The 16,218-nt window shown below is 51.8% G+C and carries 16 protein-coding genes; 7 read left to right on the top strand and 9 right to left on the bottom strand.

The window, feature by feature from the left end; genetic code table 11:
- Nucleotide 1: 1 nt before the first annotated feature.
- The 3 genes from NA986_RS04550 to rstA all read right to left on the bottom strand — a co-directional run bounded on the left by NA986_RS04550 (nt 2) and on the right by rstA (nt 4,223).
- Nucleotides 2-1,708, bottom strand: a complete 1,707-nt coding sequence (locus tag NA986_RS04550) for an amidohydrolase (protein WP_077957201.1) — start codon at nt 1,706-1,708, stop codon at nt 2-4.
- 152 nt (nt 1,709-1,860) lie between these two features.
- A complete protein-coding gene (ompS2, locus tag NA986_RS04545; protein WP_000824320.1) occupies nt 1,861-3,012 on the bottom strand; it encodes a porin OmpS2 in 1,152 nt (383 codons plus the stop codon).
- Between the two features lie 479 nt (nt 3,013-3,491).
- Nucleotides 3,492-4,223 (bottom strand): two-component system response regulator RstA, encoded by a 732-nt coding sequence (gene rstA, locus NA986_RS04540; protein WP_001080048.1) that lies wholly within the window; start codon nt 4,221-4,223, stop codon nt 3,492-3,494.
- 126 nt (nt 4,224-4,349) lie between these two features.
- Here rstA and NA986_RS04535 point away from each other — a divergent pair, with 126 nt between their 5' ends.
- Nucleotides 4,350-4,685, top strand: coding sequence for a GlpM family protein (locus tag NA986_RS04535; RefSeq protein WP_000524877.1), 336 nt, complete (start codon nt 4,350-4,352; stop codon nt 4,683-4,685).
- 61 nt (nt 4,686-4,746) lie between these two features.
- Here NA986_RS04535 and NA986_RS04530 read toward each other — a convergent pair whose 3' ends face one another.
- Together NA986_RS04530 and ydgH are read right to left on the bottom strand one after the other, a co-directional pair.
- Nucleotides 4,747-6,129, bottom strand: coding sequence for an amino acid permease (locus tag NA986_RS04530; RefSeq protein WP_000412353.1), 1,383 nt, complete (start codon nt 6,127-6,129; stop codon nt 4,747-4,749).
- Between the two features lie 298 nt (nt 6,130-6,427).
- Nucleotides 6,428-7,372, bottom strand: coding sequence for a DUF1471 family protein YdgH (ydgH, locus tag NA986_RS04525; RefSeq protein ID WP_000769294.1), 945 nt, complete (start codon nt 7,370-7,372; stop codon nt 6,428-6,430).
- Nucleotides 7,373-7,898: 526 nt separating this feature from the next.
- Here ydgH and pntA point away from each other — a divergent pair.
- Nucleotides 7,899-9,428, top strand: coding sequence for a Re/Si-specific NAD(P)(+) transhydrogenase subunit alpha (pntA, locus tag NA986_RS04520; protein ID WP_001219360.1), 1,530 nt, complete (start codon nt 7,899-7,901; stop codon nt 9,426-9,428).
- Nucleotides 9,429-9,438: 10 nt separating this feature from the next.
- Nucleotides 9,439-10,827: a Re/Si-specific NAD(P)(+) transhydrogenase subunit beta gene (gene pntB / locus NA986_RS04515; RefSeq protein WP_000014056.1), complete on the top strand. Its 1,389-nt coding sequence runs from the start codon at nt 9,439-9,441 to the stop codon at nt 10,825-10,827.
- A 174-nt stretch (nt 10,828-11,001) separates the two neighbouring features.
- On the opposite strand, the gene NA986_RS04510 is transcribed toward pntB, so the two are convergent.
- Entirely contained in the window at nt 11,002-12,036 is a 1,035-nt protein-coding gene (locus tag NA986_RS04510; protein WP_001118268.1) for an AI-2E family transporter, read from the bottom strand.
- A gap of 135 nt (nt 12,037-12,171) precedes the next feature.
- Between NA986_RS04510 and NA986_RS04505 the strand changes: the two genes are divergently transcribed.
- The 3 genes from NA986_RS04505 (at nt 12,172) to mdtI (ending at nt 13,132) form a co-directional block, all read left to right on the top strand.
- A complete protein-coding gene (locus NA986_RS04505; RefSeq protein WP_001539987.1) occupies nt 12,172-12,342 on the top strand; it encodes a protein YdgV in 171 nt (56 codons plus the stop codon).
- Nucleotides 12,343-12,453: 111 nt separating this feature from the next.
- Nucleotides 12,454-12,816 carry a multidrug/spermidine efflux SMR transporter subunit MdtJ gene (mdtJ, locus tag NA986_RS04500; RefSeq protein ID WP_000500277.1) on the top strand — a complete coding sequence of 121 codons (363 nt, stop codon included), beginning with the start codon at nt 12,454-12,456 and terminating at the stop codon, nt 12,814-12,816.
- Nucleotides 12,803-13,132, top strand: a complete 330-nt coding sequence (gene mdtI, locus NA986_RS04495) for a multidrug/spermidine efflux SMR transporter subunit MdtI (RefSeq protein WP_023216944.1) — start codon at nt 12,803-12,805, stop codon at nt 13,130-13,132. The genes mdtJ and mdtI overlap by 14 nt, the downstream gene beginning before the upstream one ends.
- A gap of 39 nt (nt 13,133-13,171) precedes the next feature.
- Here the strand turns inward: mdtI and NA986_RS04490 are convergent, their stop codons facing one another.
- Nucleotides 13,172-13,993 carry a trypsin-like serine peptidase gene (locus NA986_RS04490; protein ID WP_000549647.1) on the bottom strand — a complete coding sequence of 274 codons (822 nt, stop codon included), beginning with the start codon at nt 13,991-13,993 and terminating at the stop codon, nt 13,172-13,174.
- A 268-nt stretch (nt 13,994-14,261) separates the two neighbouring features.
- Nucleotides 14,262-14,510, bottom strand: a complete 249-nt coding sequence (asr, locus tag NA986_RS04485) for an acid resistance repetitive basic protein Asr (protein WP_000756314.1) — start codon at nt 14,508-14,510, stop codon at nt 14,262-14,264.
- A 235-nt stretch (nt 14,511-14,745) separates the two neighbouring features.
- On the opposite strand from asr, the gene NA986_RS04480 reads away from it, so the two are divergent.
- Nucleotides 14,746-14,838 carry a KPN_01571 family protein gene (locus NA986_RS04480; protein ID WP_001068154.1) on the top strand — a complete coding sequence of 31 codons (93 nt, stop codon included), beginning with the start codon at nt 14,746-14,748 and terminating at the stop codon, nt 14,836-14,838.
- Nucleotides 14,839-14,904: 66 nt separating this feature from the next.
- Here the strand turns inward: NA986_RS04480 and NA986_RS04475 are convergent, their stop codons facing one another.
- Nucleotides 14,905-16,158, bottom strand: a complete 1,254-nt coding sequence (locus NA986_RS04475; RefSeq protein WP_000091796.1) for an MFS transporter — start codon at nt 16,156-16,158, stop codon at nt 14,905-14,907.
- Nucleotides 16,159-16,218 lie beyond the last annotated feature (60 nt).

Below are 16,218 nucleotides of genomic sequence, written 5' to 3'. Positions count from 1 at the left end.
CTCATTGTCCGGCGTTAAGGTCCGGACTTTCGTGAACAATGCGTCCATCGACAAGCGTCAAAACAGCGCGAATGGTATCAATTCTGTCTTCGGGCATCGTCATAAATGGCTGATTGAGTACCGCCAGATCGGCCTGTTTTCCGACGCTAAGCTGGCCCCGGTGTTGTTCGGCAAAGGCGAGCCAGGCGGCATGACGTGTATATAACGCTAGCGCTTCCAGACGCGTGAGCCGCTCGCTGGCGGGTTTACGCACGGAACCGCCTGACGCTATACCGGTGATATGATATTCGATAGCGTGCCAGACACCGGCAATGCCAATACGCGTCGAATCGGTGCCGCCAGCTACGACAAGCCCTTTATCCAGCGCCAGTCGAACCGGCGGCGAATTGTCCGTCGCGCCGGATGGATTGGCGTCACGGATGGCAAGCCCCTCAAAGTAAGGCCCCATTTGCACAGTGTATGCCAGACCCAGCTTACGCATTCGCTCAAGCGTCTGTGGCGAACCGGTATTCAGGTGCGCAATAGACCAGCGGAGAGGGCGCAGATCGTACTGCTGCGCTACCTGCTCAAAAATCGTCAATATCGCGTCGGCGCTGTCATCGGTATAGGCGTGGATCTCAAGCGGTATTCCCCGTTTTGCCGCAAGCGTCGCGACCTGGCGAAGCGCGGTTTTGTCTTGCTCTGAGGAAGAAAAACCTGGGGCCATCCGCACGCCGTCATTCATTCCGGCCACCAGGCTTTCCCCCAGACCCAGAAAAGCCAGTTGCCCGTCATCGGCACGCGCCGGGCGAAAGGCCATCAGGTTGCTGAACCACTGCGCTTCATGACCTTTCGCTTCTGGCTGTACCGGAATGCGATACCCCACGCGCAGCGGTAAATCCCCCTGGTTTCGCATTGCAAATAAAGGCTCATAAGCGGCGGCAGGCCCGGCAGAGGGGTCAATGATGCCGGTCACGCCGCGAGCGTTCATATCAGCGAAAAATTGTCGCAGACCGCCCTCGCGATCGGCGTTACTACTTATGCTGGCAAAAAGCTGGTTAAACGCGGCGATGTCACCAAATAATTTCCCCGTGGCGCTACCTTTTGCGTCGCGCTCTACGCGGATTCCCGCTAAATCAGGAGGAGGGGTGTTGTTAAGGCCAAGTACGTCTATACCGCGCTGATTCACTAACGCATAGTCGTAAAGATACTGAATATAAGCCGGATGATCGGGAAGGGCGTGGCTCAGTTCGGCTACCGTCGGCGCCCGGTTTTCTGCAAATTGCGCCGGTATCCACGATCCCACTACGGCTACCCATTGATCGTGGGGACGACGGTTAGCGTCGGCGCGTAATTTATCCAGCGCGTCTTTAAGCGAAGGGCTGTCGTACCAGTAGGTTTCGAATGTCCAGGTTTGTCCGCCGCGAATGGCGTGGATATGGGTATCGGTCAGACCGGGTATCACGGTTTTACCCTGTAAATCGATGGTACGGGTATGGTCGCCGCGCCATTCATCTGTCGCCGTATCATCGCCAATCGCCACAATCCGCGAGCCGGAAATCGCCAGCGCGCTGGCCTGCGGCTGGGCATCATTCAGAGTGATGATATTACCGTTATGCAAAATAATATCCGCTGCCGGGCGGGCGGCGGTGGCTGCGCCTGTGGCCGTGAGCAGAAAGAGAAGCGCGGTTCTGGAAAGCAGAGGCGGGACGAGACTGATCATTAGCATGTTCCTTTTGTCGGGCGATAAGCAAACCATAGAGAGCGAACAAGAATTGTTCAATCTGTGCCCAGGGAACAGTGCGTTCTGTTTTTAGAACGGTGGTGATAAAAAAAGAAAAGCCCGCCGAAACGGCGGGCTTGAGAAGAATTAATGAATAATTAGAACTGGTAAACCATACCCAGCGCGACGATATCATCAGTGCTGATACCGGCATCTTTATAGAACTGGTCGTCATCATCCAGCAGGTTGATTTTATAATCAACATAGGTGGAGAAGTTTTTGTTGAAATAGTAGGTAGCACCTACATCAGCATATTTAACCAGGTCTTTATCATCGCCATTAACGTTGTTATAGGTCAGATCTTTACCTTTAGACATCAGGAAAGAAACCGCCGGGCGCAGACCGAAATCAAATTGATATTGGGCTGTAACTTCGAAGTTTTGCGTTTTGTTTGCTACGCCGCCAGCATAACCCGCATCCGTTTTACCATAAGGCGTCATATTACGGGTTTCAGAATACATAGTCGCTAAATAGATGTTGTTGGCATCATATTTCAAGCCAGCTGTCCATGCATCCGCTTTGTCGCCGCCAGCAATCGTGCCGCCAGCATTGACTTGCTCATTAGTACGATCGGAAGTGGTATACGCAGCGCCTGCGCTGAAGCCCATGCCAATATCATAGGTAGTAGAAATACCGAAGCCATCACCGTTATCGTAACGAATATCGTCGCCATTATTACGGTTATTGGTACCGATATTTACATCGTCAGCGCTTTGGCTTTCATTTTTACCCTGATATTGCAACGCGAAGTTCAGACCGTCTACCAGACCGAAGAAATCAGTGTTACGGTAGGTGGCCACGCCGTTAGCACGACCGGTCATGTAGTTGTCAGCGTAAGTATAGGAGTCGCCGCCGAACTCAGGCAGCATATCGGTCCAGCCTTCCACGTCGTACAGGACGCCGTAGTTACGACCATAGTCGAATGAGCCGTAGTCGCCGAATTTCAGGCCGGCGAATGCCAGACGAGTCCAGGAATTAGCGCCTTCGCCTTCGGTAGTGTTAGCCTGAACGTTATATTCCCACTGGCCGTAACCGGTCAGTTGGTCGTTAATCTGTGTTTCGCCTTTAAAGCCGACACGCATATAGGTCTGATCGCCATCTTTAGAAGAGTCATCAGAGAAATAGTGCAGGCCGTCTACTTTCCCGTAAAGGTCCAGTTTGTTGCCGTCTTTGTTATAAATTTCAGCGGCGTGTGCTGCGCCAGCAGCCAGCAGAGCCGGGATGACAAGTGCCAATACTTTTCTTTTCATTTTTTTATCCTTAAAAACTTAACTTATTTGCAAAAGATTGAACTTCTACAGATTCGTTGAATCAAAGGCATCCTAATCTGAATAATATTATTTCAGCAAATGCTAACTTTTCTTATATGTTATTAATTAATACAAAAGTTACTATCGGAAACGCATATATTTATGGTGAATATATTTGTTATTATATATTCATGGTTGTGATTTGTTTTATTTCACAATTTGCGAAAAAAGATGGCAATATAGCGGCGGGCAGATATTCTGTTATCAATTTTGTGAACTGGCTTCGAGTTTTTTTAATTTAATTTTCTTGAGCGAAAAAGACGTAATGATGAACCACAACGCAGAGAAAACGGTAATAAAGGGGCTGTTCCGACTAATAAAAATAGCATCCATGTATGCAATGCCTGTTTTTTGAACAGTGGCGGTGATGAGCATCGCCACTATGACTTGATAAAGGCAGGTAAAATCTGTCGGCTAACTTATCCCGTCGTTTCGTCCCAGGCATGAGGGGCAAAAAGATAGCCTTTATTGCGAATGGTCTTTATACGATAGGGCTCAGCAGCGCTATCCAGCAGTTTCTTACGCAGGCGGGAAATCGCCACATCCACGCTGCGATCCAGACCATCATAATTGACGCCGCGCAGCGTTTTTAGCAACGCGTCGCGATCCATAATTTGTCCGGCGTGTGTCGCCAGTTCCCAGAGCAATTCAAAATCGGCGGTGGAGAGCGATATGAAATCGCCATTGAGCTGGACCGCCCGGTTAAGGGGATCGATGGTTAACGCGCCAAAACGCAGCGCTTTATGCGGCGTAAGCGCGCTCTCCTGAAGACTTTTTGCCTGTTGCGTTTGTTCGCTTTGCCGCAGGTGTAAGCGCAGACGCGCCAGCAAAACGGCCGGAGGCGTGGTTTTGAGGATGTAGTCGCAAGCGCCCATCTCCAGCGCCAGAATATGATTCATATCACTGTCCAGCGAGGTGAGCAGGACAATCGGGCCTTGCCAGCGGTGGCGCAGATCGCGGCATATCGTCATGCCATCTTTACCTGGAAGCATAATATCCAGTAAAACCAGATCGGGCTGAGTGGTGAGGATAAGATCCTCCGCCCGGTCACCACGCGGCTCAACAATGACATCAATATCATGTTTCGCCAGATAAGCGGCAATGAGAGAACCCACTTCAGCGTCGTCTTCAACAAATACAATGCGGTTCATATTATAAATGGAGAATAGAAAACGCCAACATACACCGCCTCTGTTTTCCCTTCCATAAATCTTTTCTAAACGAGAGCGGTTCCGTTATGCTACACGCTGTTGTTATTAGCATGTTAAGGCAAGGTAATGGGACTCGTGATTAAAGCTGCCCTGGGGGCGCTGGTCGTCGTATTGATTGGTCTGCTGTCAAAAACGAAAAATTATTATATCGCCGGATTAATTCCTCTGTTTCCAACGTTTGCGCTTATCGCGCACTATATCGTGGCCAGCGAGCGGGGCATCGACGCGATGCGTACCACCATCGTCTTTAGCATGTGGTCGATCATTCCTTATTTCATTTATCTTGCAACGCTATGGTATTTCAGCGGCGTGATGCGCCTGCCCGTCGCGCTTGGCGGTGCGGTGGTCTGCTGGGGGCTAAGCGCGTGGCTGCTGATTTTTTGCTGGATTAAATGGCATTAATATTGGCAAAGACCGTGGTTTCCCCATCGTAATGCAGACGGATATTACGATGGGGAGGTTGTTAACCCACCAGCATCCACGTAGCCGGAACCGCCGCGACCAGCAATAAACCAATCAGCACGACTTCCTGACGATTTAACACGTTGTCATGCTTGTGCGTCCGACGCGCATACAGGAAAACCAGTAATCCAGGCGCGTACAGCACGACGGACAGCAGCAGGTGCATGGGACCCGACGCATATAATAACCATAAGCCATAAATACAGGCTCCGATACCGACCGCCCGATGGAGGGGACGTGTTGCAATCTTCAGCAGAAATGCGCCGACCAGAAAGTAGGGCACCAGAATCATTTCTGACGCAATCGTCAATAGCGTGTTGTAGTCCGAACCGGTCAGCCAGATCAGCACCAGACAGATTTGCACACAGATATTGGTGAGCCATAACGATGCAGAAGGCGCGCCTTGCGCATTTTGTCGCGCGAAGATGCCCGGGAAGGATTTATAGGCTGCCGCCAGAAACGGCACCTCCGCCGCCATGATAGTCCAGCTTAGATAAGCCCCGCAGACAGACACAATCAGTCCCGCTGCAATAATAATTTCTCCCCACGGCCCCATCATTTTCACCATCAGACCGGCCATCGACGGGTTGCGCATCTCCGCCAGTTCCGGACGCGCAAGAACGCCAAGAGAAAGCAGCGTGACCAGGAGATATATTCCCAGCGCTGCGAGTACCGCCAGTAGCGTGGCGCGGCCTACATCGCGTTTATTTTTCGCTCGGGCCGAGACGACGACGGCGCCTTCAACGCCAATAAACACCCACAGCGTAATAAGCATGGTGTTCTTGACCTGTTCCCATACGGGAATACCGAGTTCAACACCGGTGAAGTCCAGTGTGAAGGTATCCAGTTTGAACATCATGATAGCCAGCACAATAAACGCGCCGAGCGGCAACAGTTTCGCCAGAGTCGCGACCAGATTGATGCTGGCTGCCGTTTGTACGCCGCGCAGGATGAGGAAATGGACAATCCAGAGCAGGACTGAAGCGCCGACAATAGCCTGCCAGGTATTACCGTCGCCAAACAGACGCAGCGCAGGCGTATCGGTAAAGAAACTTAGCGCTGAAAAGACGATAACCAAATAGGATACGTTGGCGATGACCGCGCACAGCCAATAGCCCCAGGCAGAACAAAAGCCAATCAGTTCGCCGAAGCCTTCGCGGGCGTAAGTAAAGATACCGCCGTCAAGCTCGGAGCGAATGCGTGTAAGGATTAACATGGCGAATGCCAGTAAGAGTATCCCCACGCCGGTAATGGCCCAGCCAATTAACAACGCAGCCGGACTGGCAACGGCGGCCATATTCTGGGGCAGACTGAAAACACCTGCGCCAAGCATTGAGCTTAAAACCAGCGCGGTCAGCGCGCTCAGTCCCAGTTTTTTTTCCATTGGTATCCAGCTATAAAAATGAAATTGGAAGAATAATTATTATGGCAAAACGCATAAAAATGGTGAAAGCCACTAAGGCGCGGGATTTTACGGAGAGAAGGGACCGCATGCAACGGCCTGGATAAGATTTATCGCCAAAAAAGCGAAAAGTGAGATTCATCGCGATATTTGACGGAACTGGCATCCCGCGAGAAAGTGCCGGATGGTGGCTTATCAGGCCTGCCGTTGAACGATCGTGTAGGCCTGATAAGGCAGGTATGCCGCCATCCGGCGAGAAAGCCTGATGGCGACGCGCGCCTTATTTATAGAGGTCGGCGCTGATGGTGATGTTATTGCCGCGCTCCTGCCACTGACGCGTAATATGATAATACTTAGCGCCTTTCTTCGCCGCGCGTTTGGCGACCTGATAGGAGATTTCTGTCATATTGCCGTAGTTGCCGGTGAACTTAACGCTGTCGAAAGGCACCATCATCGCAGCCGTCGCTTTATTCAGCTCCTCAACTTTTGTGCCATCCGGAAGTGTGACAGTGTAACGTCCGCCTTTGGAGGATTGCGTTTCGAAGAAACGGCCTACTTCGGCGCTCGGCGAGGCTGACGTGGCGACGCCTGGAATTTCGACTTTCTTCGCAGCTTCGCCGCCCTGAGCCAGCGCGGCGCGGCCAGCTTCAGAGTCTGCCGGAATAGCGTCCGGGCTCTGGACGATGCGTTTTTTCGCATCTTGTTTATAGATAAATGCAGTGATGCGCTGGTTTCCGCCCTGATTCGCATCTATCTGACGAACAATATAGAAAGCGTATGCGCCTTTTTGTTTCGCCGCTTTCGTAATGGCATCGTTAACTTCCGGCTGGCTACGGTAGAAGCCCTGAACGGTGACGGTGTCATACGGTTCTAATTGTACGGCCTGGTCTTTCGGTAATTCCACGATGCCATTAATGACACGATTTTTGGGCGCGTCGGCTTTCGGCGCGTCGGCTTTATACACGTCCGCCACAACACGCCAGTTACCACTGTTGCCGAACTCCGAGGTGTCGACAACATAGAAGGAGGCTGCGCCTTCTTTATCTGCGCGGCGGGACACGGCGGAGACCGCATCGCCAATAGCATTAAAACGACCGGTAATAACGATGCGGTCATAAGGTTTTAGTGCAGCCGCTTGCTCCGGCGTCAGTTCTGTTGCTGCATGGACAGAAAAAGCAGCCGCAGAAAGCAGAGCCGACGCCAGGAGAGTGTTCTTAAGCTTCATAAAAATAATCCTTCGCCTTGCGCAAACCAGGTACTGGTATTGTTATTGACTAGAAACGTGGCTGATTATTGCATTTAAACCATATGGATGTCTGCGGGATTTTTCACGCATCGTGTCATGTATCCTATCTTTGATGATAACATTTACCGATATGTCGAAAAAAACGGCGTCCGGGCGGCTAAGCTAATGAAGCGCATAAATTTAATAAGTTAATTTAATGTTAATTTCTTGATCTCGCCAGGGGTTTAATGATGTTTTGCTGTCAAATTTGAGCGAATTATCAGCCCTCGCAGGCCATTTTCAAGGCATTATGGCTGCTTAGCGGCTGAATCGTTCATGTTTTGCAAATTTGATAAAAAATTCTGTTTTTTGGCGCTAGATCACAGGCGTTATTTTCAGTAGGTTATAGAGAGTTTGTAACGGTTTTATTCTGCTGGGGTAACATTTACCTCAAACGCGGGCAGGCGTACGCTTCTCGCGCTTACTGACAAACCATCATCAAAAATACCGATGGAAGGGAACATTTATGCGAATTGGCATACCAAAAGAGCGGTTACCCAATGAAACCCGTGTCGCTGCGACGCCGAAAACGGTAGAGCAGCTACTGAAGCTGGGGTTTAGCGTCGCTATCGAAAGCGGGGCGGGTCAACTGGCAAGTTTTGACGACAAAGCGTTTGCGCAGGCTGGCGCGGATATTGTAGACGGCAATGCTATCTGGCAGTCGGAAATTATTCTCAAGGTTAATGCGCCTGAAGAAGAGGAAATCGCTTTACTGAACCCCGGGACTACGCTGGTCAGTTTTATCTGGCCTGCGCAAAATCCTGGGTTAATGGAGAAACTTGCCGAACGTAAGGTCACGGTGATGGCGATGGACTCCGTGCCGCGTATTTCCCGCGCGCAGTCGCTCGACGCGTTAAGCTCAATGGCGAATATCGCGGGTTATCGCGCCATTGTGGAGGCCGCGCATGAATTTGGGCGCTTCTTTACTGGGCAAATCACCGCCGCCGGGAAAGTGCCGCCGGCGAAGGTGATGGTGATTGGCGCGGGCGTTGCCGGTCTTGCGGCTATCGGCGCGGCAAACAGCCTGGGGGCGATTGTCCGCGCGTTTGACACTCGTCCTGAAGTCAAAGAGCAGGTCCAGAGTATGGGGGCTGAGTTCCTCGAACTGGATTTTAAAGAGGAAGCCGGTAGCGGCGATGGTTACGCCAAAGTGATGTCCGAGGCGTTTATCAAAGCGGAAATGGCGCTCTTTGCCGCCCAGGCCAAAGAGGTCGATATCATCGTTACCACCGCGTTGATTCCGGGCAAACCAGCGCCGAAGCTGATTACCCGCGATATGGTCGATTCTATGAAGGCCGGCAGCGTGATTGTCGACCTGGCCGCGCAGAATGGCGGTAACTGCGAATATACCGTCGCCAATCAGGTTGTGACGACGGACAATGGCGTGAAAGTAATTGGCTACACCGATCTACCGGGGCGTTTGCCGACGCAGTCATCCCAACTTTATGGCACCAACCTGGTTAATCTGCTGAAGCTGCTGTGCAAAGAGAAAGACGGCAATATTGACGTGGATTTTGACGATGTCGTGATCCGTGGCGTGACGGTTATTCGCGACGGCGACATTACCTGGCCTGCGCCGCCAATCCAGGTTTCCGCGCAGCCACAGGCCGCGCCTAAAGCAGCACCTGCGCCAAAAGAGCCGGAAAAGCCCGCTTCACCCTGGCGGAAGTATGCGTTAATGGCGCTGGCGATCATTCTTTTTGGCTGGCTGGCCGATGTCGCGCCAAAGGAGTTCCTCGGCCATTTTACCGTGTTTGCGCTCGCCTGCGTGGTTGGTTATTACGTGGTGTGGAACGTGTCTCATGCGCTTCATACGCCATTAATGTCGGTGACCAACGCAATTTCAGGGATTATTGTTGTCGGGGCATTATTGCAAATTGGTCAGGGCGGCTGGGTCAGCTTCCTGAGCTTTATCGCGGTGCTTATCGCCAGCATTAATATTTTCGGTGGCTTCACCGTGACTCAGCGTATGCTGAAAATGTTCCGGAAAAACTAAGGGGTAACACATGTCTGGAGGATTAGTTACAGCTGCATACATTGTTGCCGCGATCCTGTTTATTTTCAGTCTTGCCGGGCTTTCAAAGCATGAAACGTCCCGCCAGGGGAATAACTTCGGTATTGCCGGGATGGCGATCGCGTTGCTGGCGACCATTTTCGGGCCGGATACCGGCAACGTGGCATGGATTCTGGTCGCCATGATTATTGGCGGCGCGATTGGCATCCGCATGGCGAAAAAAGTTGAGATGACCGAGATGCCGGAGCTGGTCGCGATTCTGCACAGTTTCGTGGGCCTGGCGGCGGTACTGGTTGGCTTTAACAGCTATCTGTACCATGACGCCAGTTTGGCGCCGGTGCTGGTGAATATCCATCTGACCGAAGTCTTCCTCGGTATCTTTATTGGCGCAGTCACTTTCACTGGATCGATCGTAGCGTTTGGTAAACTGCGCGGCAAAATCTCTTCTAAGCCGTTGATGTTGCCTAACCGTCACAAAATGAACCTGGCGGCGCTGGTTGTTTCTTTCCTGTTGCTGCTGGTTTTTGTTCGTACCGAAAGCGTGGGTCTACAGGTTCTGGCGCTACTGCTGATGACCATTATCGCGCTGGCGTTTGGTTGGCATCTGGTCGCTTCTATCGGTGGGGCGGACATGCCGGTGGTTGTTTCAATGCTGAACTCCTATTCCGGTTGGGCTGCCGCGGCGGCTGGCTTCATGTTGAGCAACGATTTGCTGATTGTGACCGGCGCGCTGGTCGGTTCGTCAGGTGCGATCCTGTCTTACATTATGTGTAAAGCGATGAACCGCTCTTTCATCAGCGTTATTGCTGGTGGGTTCGGTACTGACGGCTCCTCAACGGGCGACGATCAGGAAGCTGGCGAACATCGCGAAATCACGGCGGAAGAGACCGCTGAGATGCTGAAAAACTCCCACTCCGTCATTATTACGCCGGGGTACGGGATGGCGGTGGCGCAGGCGCAGTATCCGGTGGCGGAAATCACCGAAAAACTGCGTGCGCGCGGTATCAACGTGCGTTTCGGCATTCATCCGGTGGCGGGTCGCCTGCCGGGGCATATGAACGTGCTGTTGGCGGAGGCGAAAGTGCCTTATGACATCGTGCTGGAAATGGACGAAATCAATGATGATTTCGCCGATACCGATACCGTGCTGGTGATTGGTGCGAACGATACGGTGAACCCGGCGGCGCAAGACGATCCCCGCAGCCCGATCGCCGGTATGCCGGTTCTCGAAGTGTGGAAAGCACAGAATGTCGTGGTCTTTAAGCGTTCAATGAATACTGGTTATGCTGGTGTGCAGAACCCGCTGTTCTTTAAAGAGAATACGCAAATGCTGTTTGGCGATGCCAAAGCCAGCGTGGATGCAATTCTGAAAGCGCTTTAATCTTTTAAACGTGCGGCGGCCTCTTCGGAGGCCGTTTTTATACACTTCATCCTTTAAGCTGCCTCTTTGTTGGCTGCGCTCAGAAAACCCGGTCACATCGTTATCTATGCTCCCGGGGATTTCTTCCCTTGCCGCCGCGAGGCATCTTGAATGATTTTGTGTATGTATTGCATTTTATCTTTTGTTTAAATCGCTAAGCAGAACGGCGATACTCTGCCCGCCGGTGGTCTGTTCGAGGGCGATTTTGACAATGATGGTTAACGGAACGGAGAGCAACATACCCACCGGACCTAATAGCCAGCCCCAGAAAATTAACGACAAAAATACCACTAAGGTTGAAAGGCCTAAACCACGTCCCATGATTCGTGGCTCAAGGATATTGCCGAAGACCAGATTAATCAGCAGATAGCCTGCCAGCACCAGCAGCGCATCATAAAACCCGTTAAATACCAGCACCTGAATAATGGGCGGCAGGGCAGCGAGCACCGATCCAATATTAGGAATATAGTTCAGCGCGAAGGCCAGTAGACCCCAGACAAAGGCGAAGCGGACATCCAGCGCGGCCAGCATGCCCCATGCGACCAGCCCCGTCACGATACTGATCGCTGTTTTTAACACCAGATAATGGGAAACGCTATCAAGCGCGCGTTGAATTGCCGCCATGCCTTCCACCGGACGGCTCATCATCTGCTGCAGTTTTTCAGGCAATTGTGGAACCTCCAGCAGCATAAATACCACGGTCAATAACAATAAAAAGATGGACGACATGGCATTGGACAGCTGGGTGAGCAGGTTCGTTACCAGAGTCATGGCGGCGTTTGGATCGATATATTTCGCCAGCTCATCAACCGACACGCCAATGCCTGCTCGCTGTAACCACGGTTCAATACGTTGCAACGGTATCACCAATGAGGAGCGATATTGCGGTAGGGTACGAGCCAGTTCATTTAATGATGTCCCCAAATAGGCCAGTAGCAGTACCATTAACATAACAATAATCACAATGAGCAATGATACGGCGATAACGCGCGGAATTCGGCATCGGGTCATCCGTTGCACAACGGGATTGAGAACGACTGCAATAAATAACGCCAAAATAAAGGGAACAATGATATCTGCGGCGAAGCGGATACCGCTCAGAATAACCACCAGCATTCCCAGCATAATGACGATTTTTAGACCATTGAGCGTGATGATCGGTTTTGCCATATCAGTCCCTGTTTTCTGATGCCGACACGAATAATAATGTGATGTCGGTCGACCTGTTCTGGTTAAAATCAAACACTTCAGGTAAAGAAGTGAAAATATTTTGAGTTAATTCCTGGCTTATGATACAAATCAGGCGTGTTCAACTACCGAGGACAATTATCATCCGCGATGACGAGAAGCAACACTGCGGATAATTGTAATATTATGGACAATATGTTCAGCGCTTTTTTCTCCACGCAAACGCATCTTCACTCTACCTCCTTTTTCCTGCTTATCGGCGAGCAGCACTGGCGTAACGCACTTTAGTCTCTCACTTCTGCCTGAGCTGGCGCAATGCGCTGTGCTAACTGATTTTATTTTTTAGTTTGCTGCGTGCAGCAGACTCGAAAGAGTATATTCTCATGCAGGAGAAGTGTCATGTTTTACTGGATTTTATTAGCTCTGGCTATCGCGACTGAAATTACCGGCACGCTCTCAATGAAATGGGCTAGCGTGGGTAATGGCAATGCGGGTTTTATTTTAATGCTGGTGATGATCACGCTGTCATATATATTTCTTTCTTTTGCGGTAAAAAAGATTGCCCTGGGTGTAGCGTATGCCTTATGGGAAGGGATCGGCATTTTATTTATTACCATTTTTAGCGTGCTGCTATTTGATGAAGCATTATCAACCATGAAGATTGCCGGCTTGCTGACGCTGGTCGCCGGCATCGTATTGATCAAATCAGGGACGCGTAAACCCGGCAAACCGGTGAAGGAGGCGGCTCGTGCAACAATTTGAATGGATACACGGCGCCTGGCTTGGGCTGGCAATAATGCTGGAAATCGCGGCTAACGTACTGTTGAAATTTTCGGACGGCTTTCGCCGTAAATGCTATGGCATCTTATCGCTTGCCGCTGTTCTGGCCGCCTTCAGCGCGCTTTCCCAGGCGGTAAAAGGGATAGACCTGTCGGTGGCGTATGCGTTATGGGGCGGTTTTGGTATTGCCGTCACGCTGGCGGCGGGCTGGGTGCTCTTCGGCCAGCGCTTAAACCCCAAAGGCTGGGTTGGCGTGATATTGCTGCTCGCCGGAATGGTCATGATCAAATTTGCCTGAGACGATCGCTGCCTGTCGGTTCAGGCAGCGATTCCCGCATTAATCCTGCGCCAGAGCTTTCAGCTTATCGCGAAAGCCGGTGACGGATATAGCGCGGTTATCGGCGCGCCAGCGATCTTTAGCCGCAGGGGCGGAGCTTTGTACGCCAATGAGCTGCCATCCGCTATCCGTGTGCAATAATAACGGCGAGCCGCTGTCGCCAGGTAACGTGTCGCACTGGTGTGAGAGTACGGCATTCTGCGCCCAGCCGGTCACGACGCAATCCTGATGGGAATAGAGCGCATTCAGATGATCTTCCGGATAACCGGACTGCGTGACTTTTCGGTCTGCGGCTTTCAACGCCGCAGTGAGCGCCGCTTTATCGCCGGTAAATAAAGGCACTGGCGTGATACCGGAAGGTGGGTAGCGCAATATTATCAGACCAAAATCCCAGCTTGCCGCGGCAGGCGGCACAATCCAGCCATCGCCATCCGCTTTCAGGCGTCGGCCCAGCGACGGTTCAACGCGGCCTTCAATGCCGTGGATTTCATAGCGCCATACTCCTTTTCGCGCCACAAAACGCAGCGCAACCGCCTTGTCTGGTTTTCCTTTCGGTGGCGTTAGCAGGCAGTGACCTGCTGTCAGGGCGATATGCGGGGAGATAAGCGTTGCCGTACACAAATTACCGCTGGCGGTCTCTAGTTGCCCGATGGCATCCCACGGCGATTGGGTAGGATCGGCGACGGGCACCCGATCGTCATGGTTAAAAAAAAGCGTTTTGACGTCGCTGGCATCCGTGGCGTCTGTTTCAGCCCCCCTGGCTTTCGCCATAACCGGTAAAAAACACACTATGCCCAGTAATACAGCAATGGTTTTATGCATATCACACTCTGGTGGGTAATTATGATTATTAACAACAAACCCTCAGTACTACTATAGACGTGACGGTAAGAAAGTGGGAGTAAAATCAGATAACTACACTCAGGAAAGATAGAAATGCGTGGCAATAACGGCGCATAAAATAAGCACGATAAGAATGAGCTCAAAGCGGTAGCGAGACACTTTTTTGCCCTCCCGGAAGGCGGCGCTAAACCAGAACAATTTAGCGCCGTAAAAACGGGCGCGGGGGCGCGCCGCAGCATGTTACGACTTACGCAGCCGGTTGAGTAGTTGGTTTTGACGTGGTTTTGGCTGGCGCTTTACCACCTTTTTTCTGGTGCTTTTTAGCTGCCTGCGCTTTTTGCTCAACGGTTTTTTTATGCTGTTTTTTGTGGTGCTGGGTGGTCTGGGTTGTTTTGGCAGGCGCTGCGGTTTTCGCAGGCGTTGCAGTCTCAGCCGCGAATGCTGCGGAAGAGAGACCCATTGCAGCGGCAACAACCAGAGCTAATACTTTTTTCATTTTGATACCCTCGATTTGGTTTTCATTCAACCCCACTGCGGGGCCGGTGAAATGACTATATCGCTGTTATCAAAAGGCTTCCGTGAGTGATTGGTTTCGGCATGTAACGCTATGTACAATCCCCCGGTAACGCGATGTAAGCCCCCACCATAATAGGTAGCTTTACGTTACCGGCCGTTATTTTTGGTCGCAGAGTCGGTAATATCCGCCCTCCAGAATAACAGGCACACCGTATATGAATCCGATAATCTGGGTGGTATTTACGCTTCTGGCGCTGGATGCAATCAGAGAAGTTATGGGCGTATCAAGCCTGACAGGTCTATGGTGAACAGTGAGTCGTGGCGTGAAACCAGCCCGGCGATAGCGCACGTTGCTATCGCCGGATTATTTCTTTTCAGGCGTGAAGACGATGATGTAACCGCGTCCCGACCAGGATGGCCAGCACCAGCATTAGCGCGATAAAACCGCCTACGCCGTTCCAGCCGTAGCTATGCCAGAATACGCCGCCTAGCGTCCCGGCGATACTGGACCCCAGATAATAGCTGAAAAGATAAAGTGACGAGGCCTGTCCCTTCGCCCGGCGCGCACGCGGGCCAATCCAACTACTGGCCACGGAGTGCGCGGCGAAAAAGCCGGCGGAAAAAAGCAGCATCCCGGCAAAAATCAGCCAAAGCGAGGTAAAAAGCGTCAGTAAAAGCCCGCCCAGCATTACTGCGGTAGAGAACAGCATCACCGGCCCCCGGCCATAGCGTGAGGTCATGGCGCCAGCTTTCGGCGAGCTCCATGTGCCGGTGAGATAGGCTACGGATAACAGTCCGACCACGGCCTGGCTTAATTCCCAGGGGGAGAGCATCAGGCGATAACCAATGTAGTTAAACAGGGTGACGAACGCGCCCATCAGTAAAAAACCTTCTGCAAACAGCAGAGGTAACCCCCGATCGCGCCAGTGGAGACGGAAATTAATAAATAGCGTTTTAGGCCGTAGCGACGTGGGACGGAAATGTTGCGAGGCGGGTAAAATCTTCCAGAACATCAGCGCGGACGCAAGCGCAAAGCATCCGATGGCCGCCAGCGCGATGCGCCAGTTAAAAAAGTCGGTCATGACGCCGCTTAATAAACGCCCGCTCATCCCGCCGATGGAATTACCGCTAATATAGAGCCCCATGGAGAAAGCGACAAAGCTGGGATGGATTTCTTCACTCAGGTAGGTCATTCCCACCGCGGCGACGCCGCTTAACGACAGACCGATCAGCGCACGCATAATCAGAATACCATGCCAGCTGGTCATCATGGTTGATAACAATGTGCAGCAGGAAGCTAATAACAACGCGGTGACCATCACCGGTTTACGGCCTATCGCATCAGAAAGCGGGCCGGTAAAAAGTAAGCCGATAGCCAGCATGGCGGTAGAAATAGAAAGTGAAACGCTGCTGCTGGCGGGGGAGACGCCAAACTCCTGGGAAAGTACCGGTAGTATAGGCTGAACGCAATAAAGGAGCGCGAAAGTCGCCAGGCCCGCGGAAAAAAGGGCCAGCGTGACGCGCATGAAAGGCGCTGTACCGCGTTTAATAAATTGAACCGGCTGAGAATGGCGTTGTTCGTCGATATCGCTCGCCGTGGCGTCATCGAGAATAGTTGTACGACTCACGTTAAATCCTTGCTTTACATCTCCGTCAACAGGAGACGGGTATAACCGACATGTAAAGCA

The organism is Salmonella sp. NW177 (assembly GCF_051811585.1).
Taxonomy (GTDB): Bacteria; Pseudomonadota; Gammaproteobacteria; order Enterobacterales; family Enterobacteriaceae; genus Salmonella; species Salmonella enterica.
This window is presented reverse-complemented; position numbering and strand designations above follow the sequence as displayed.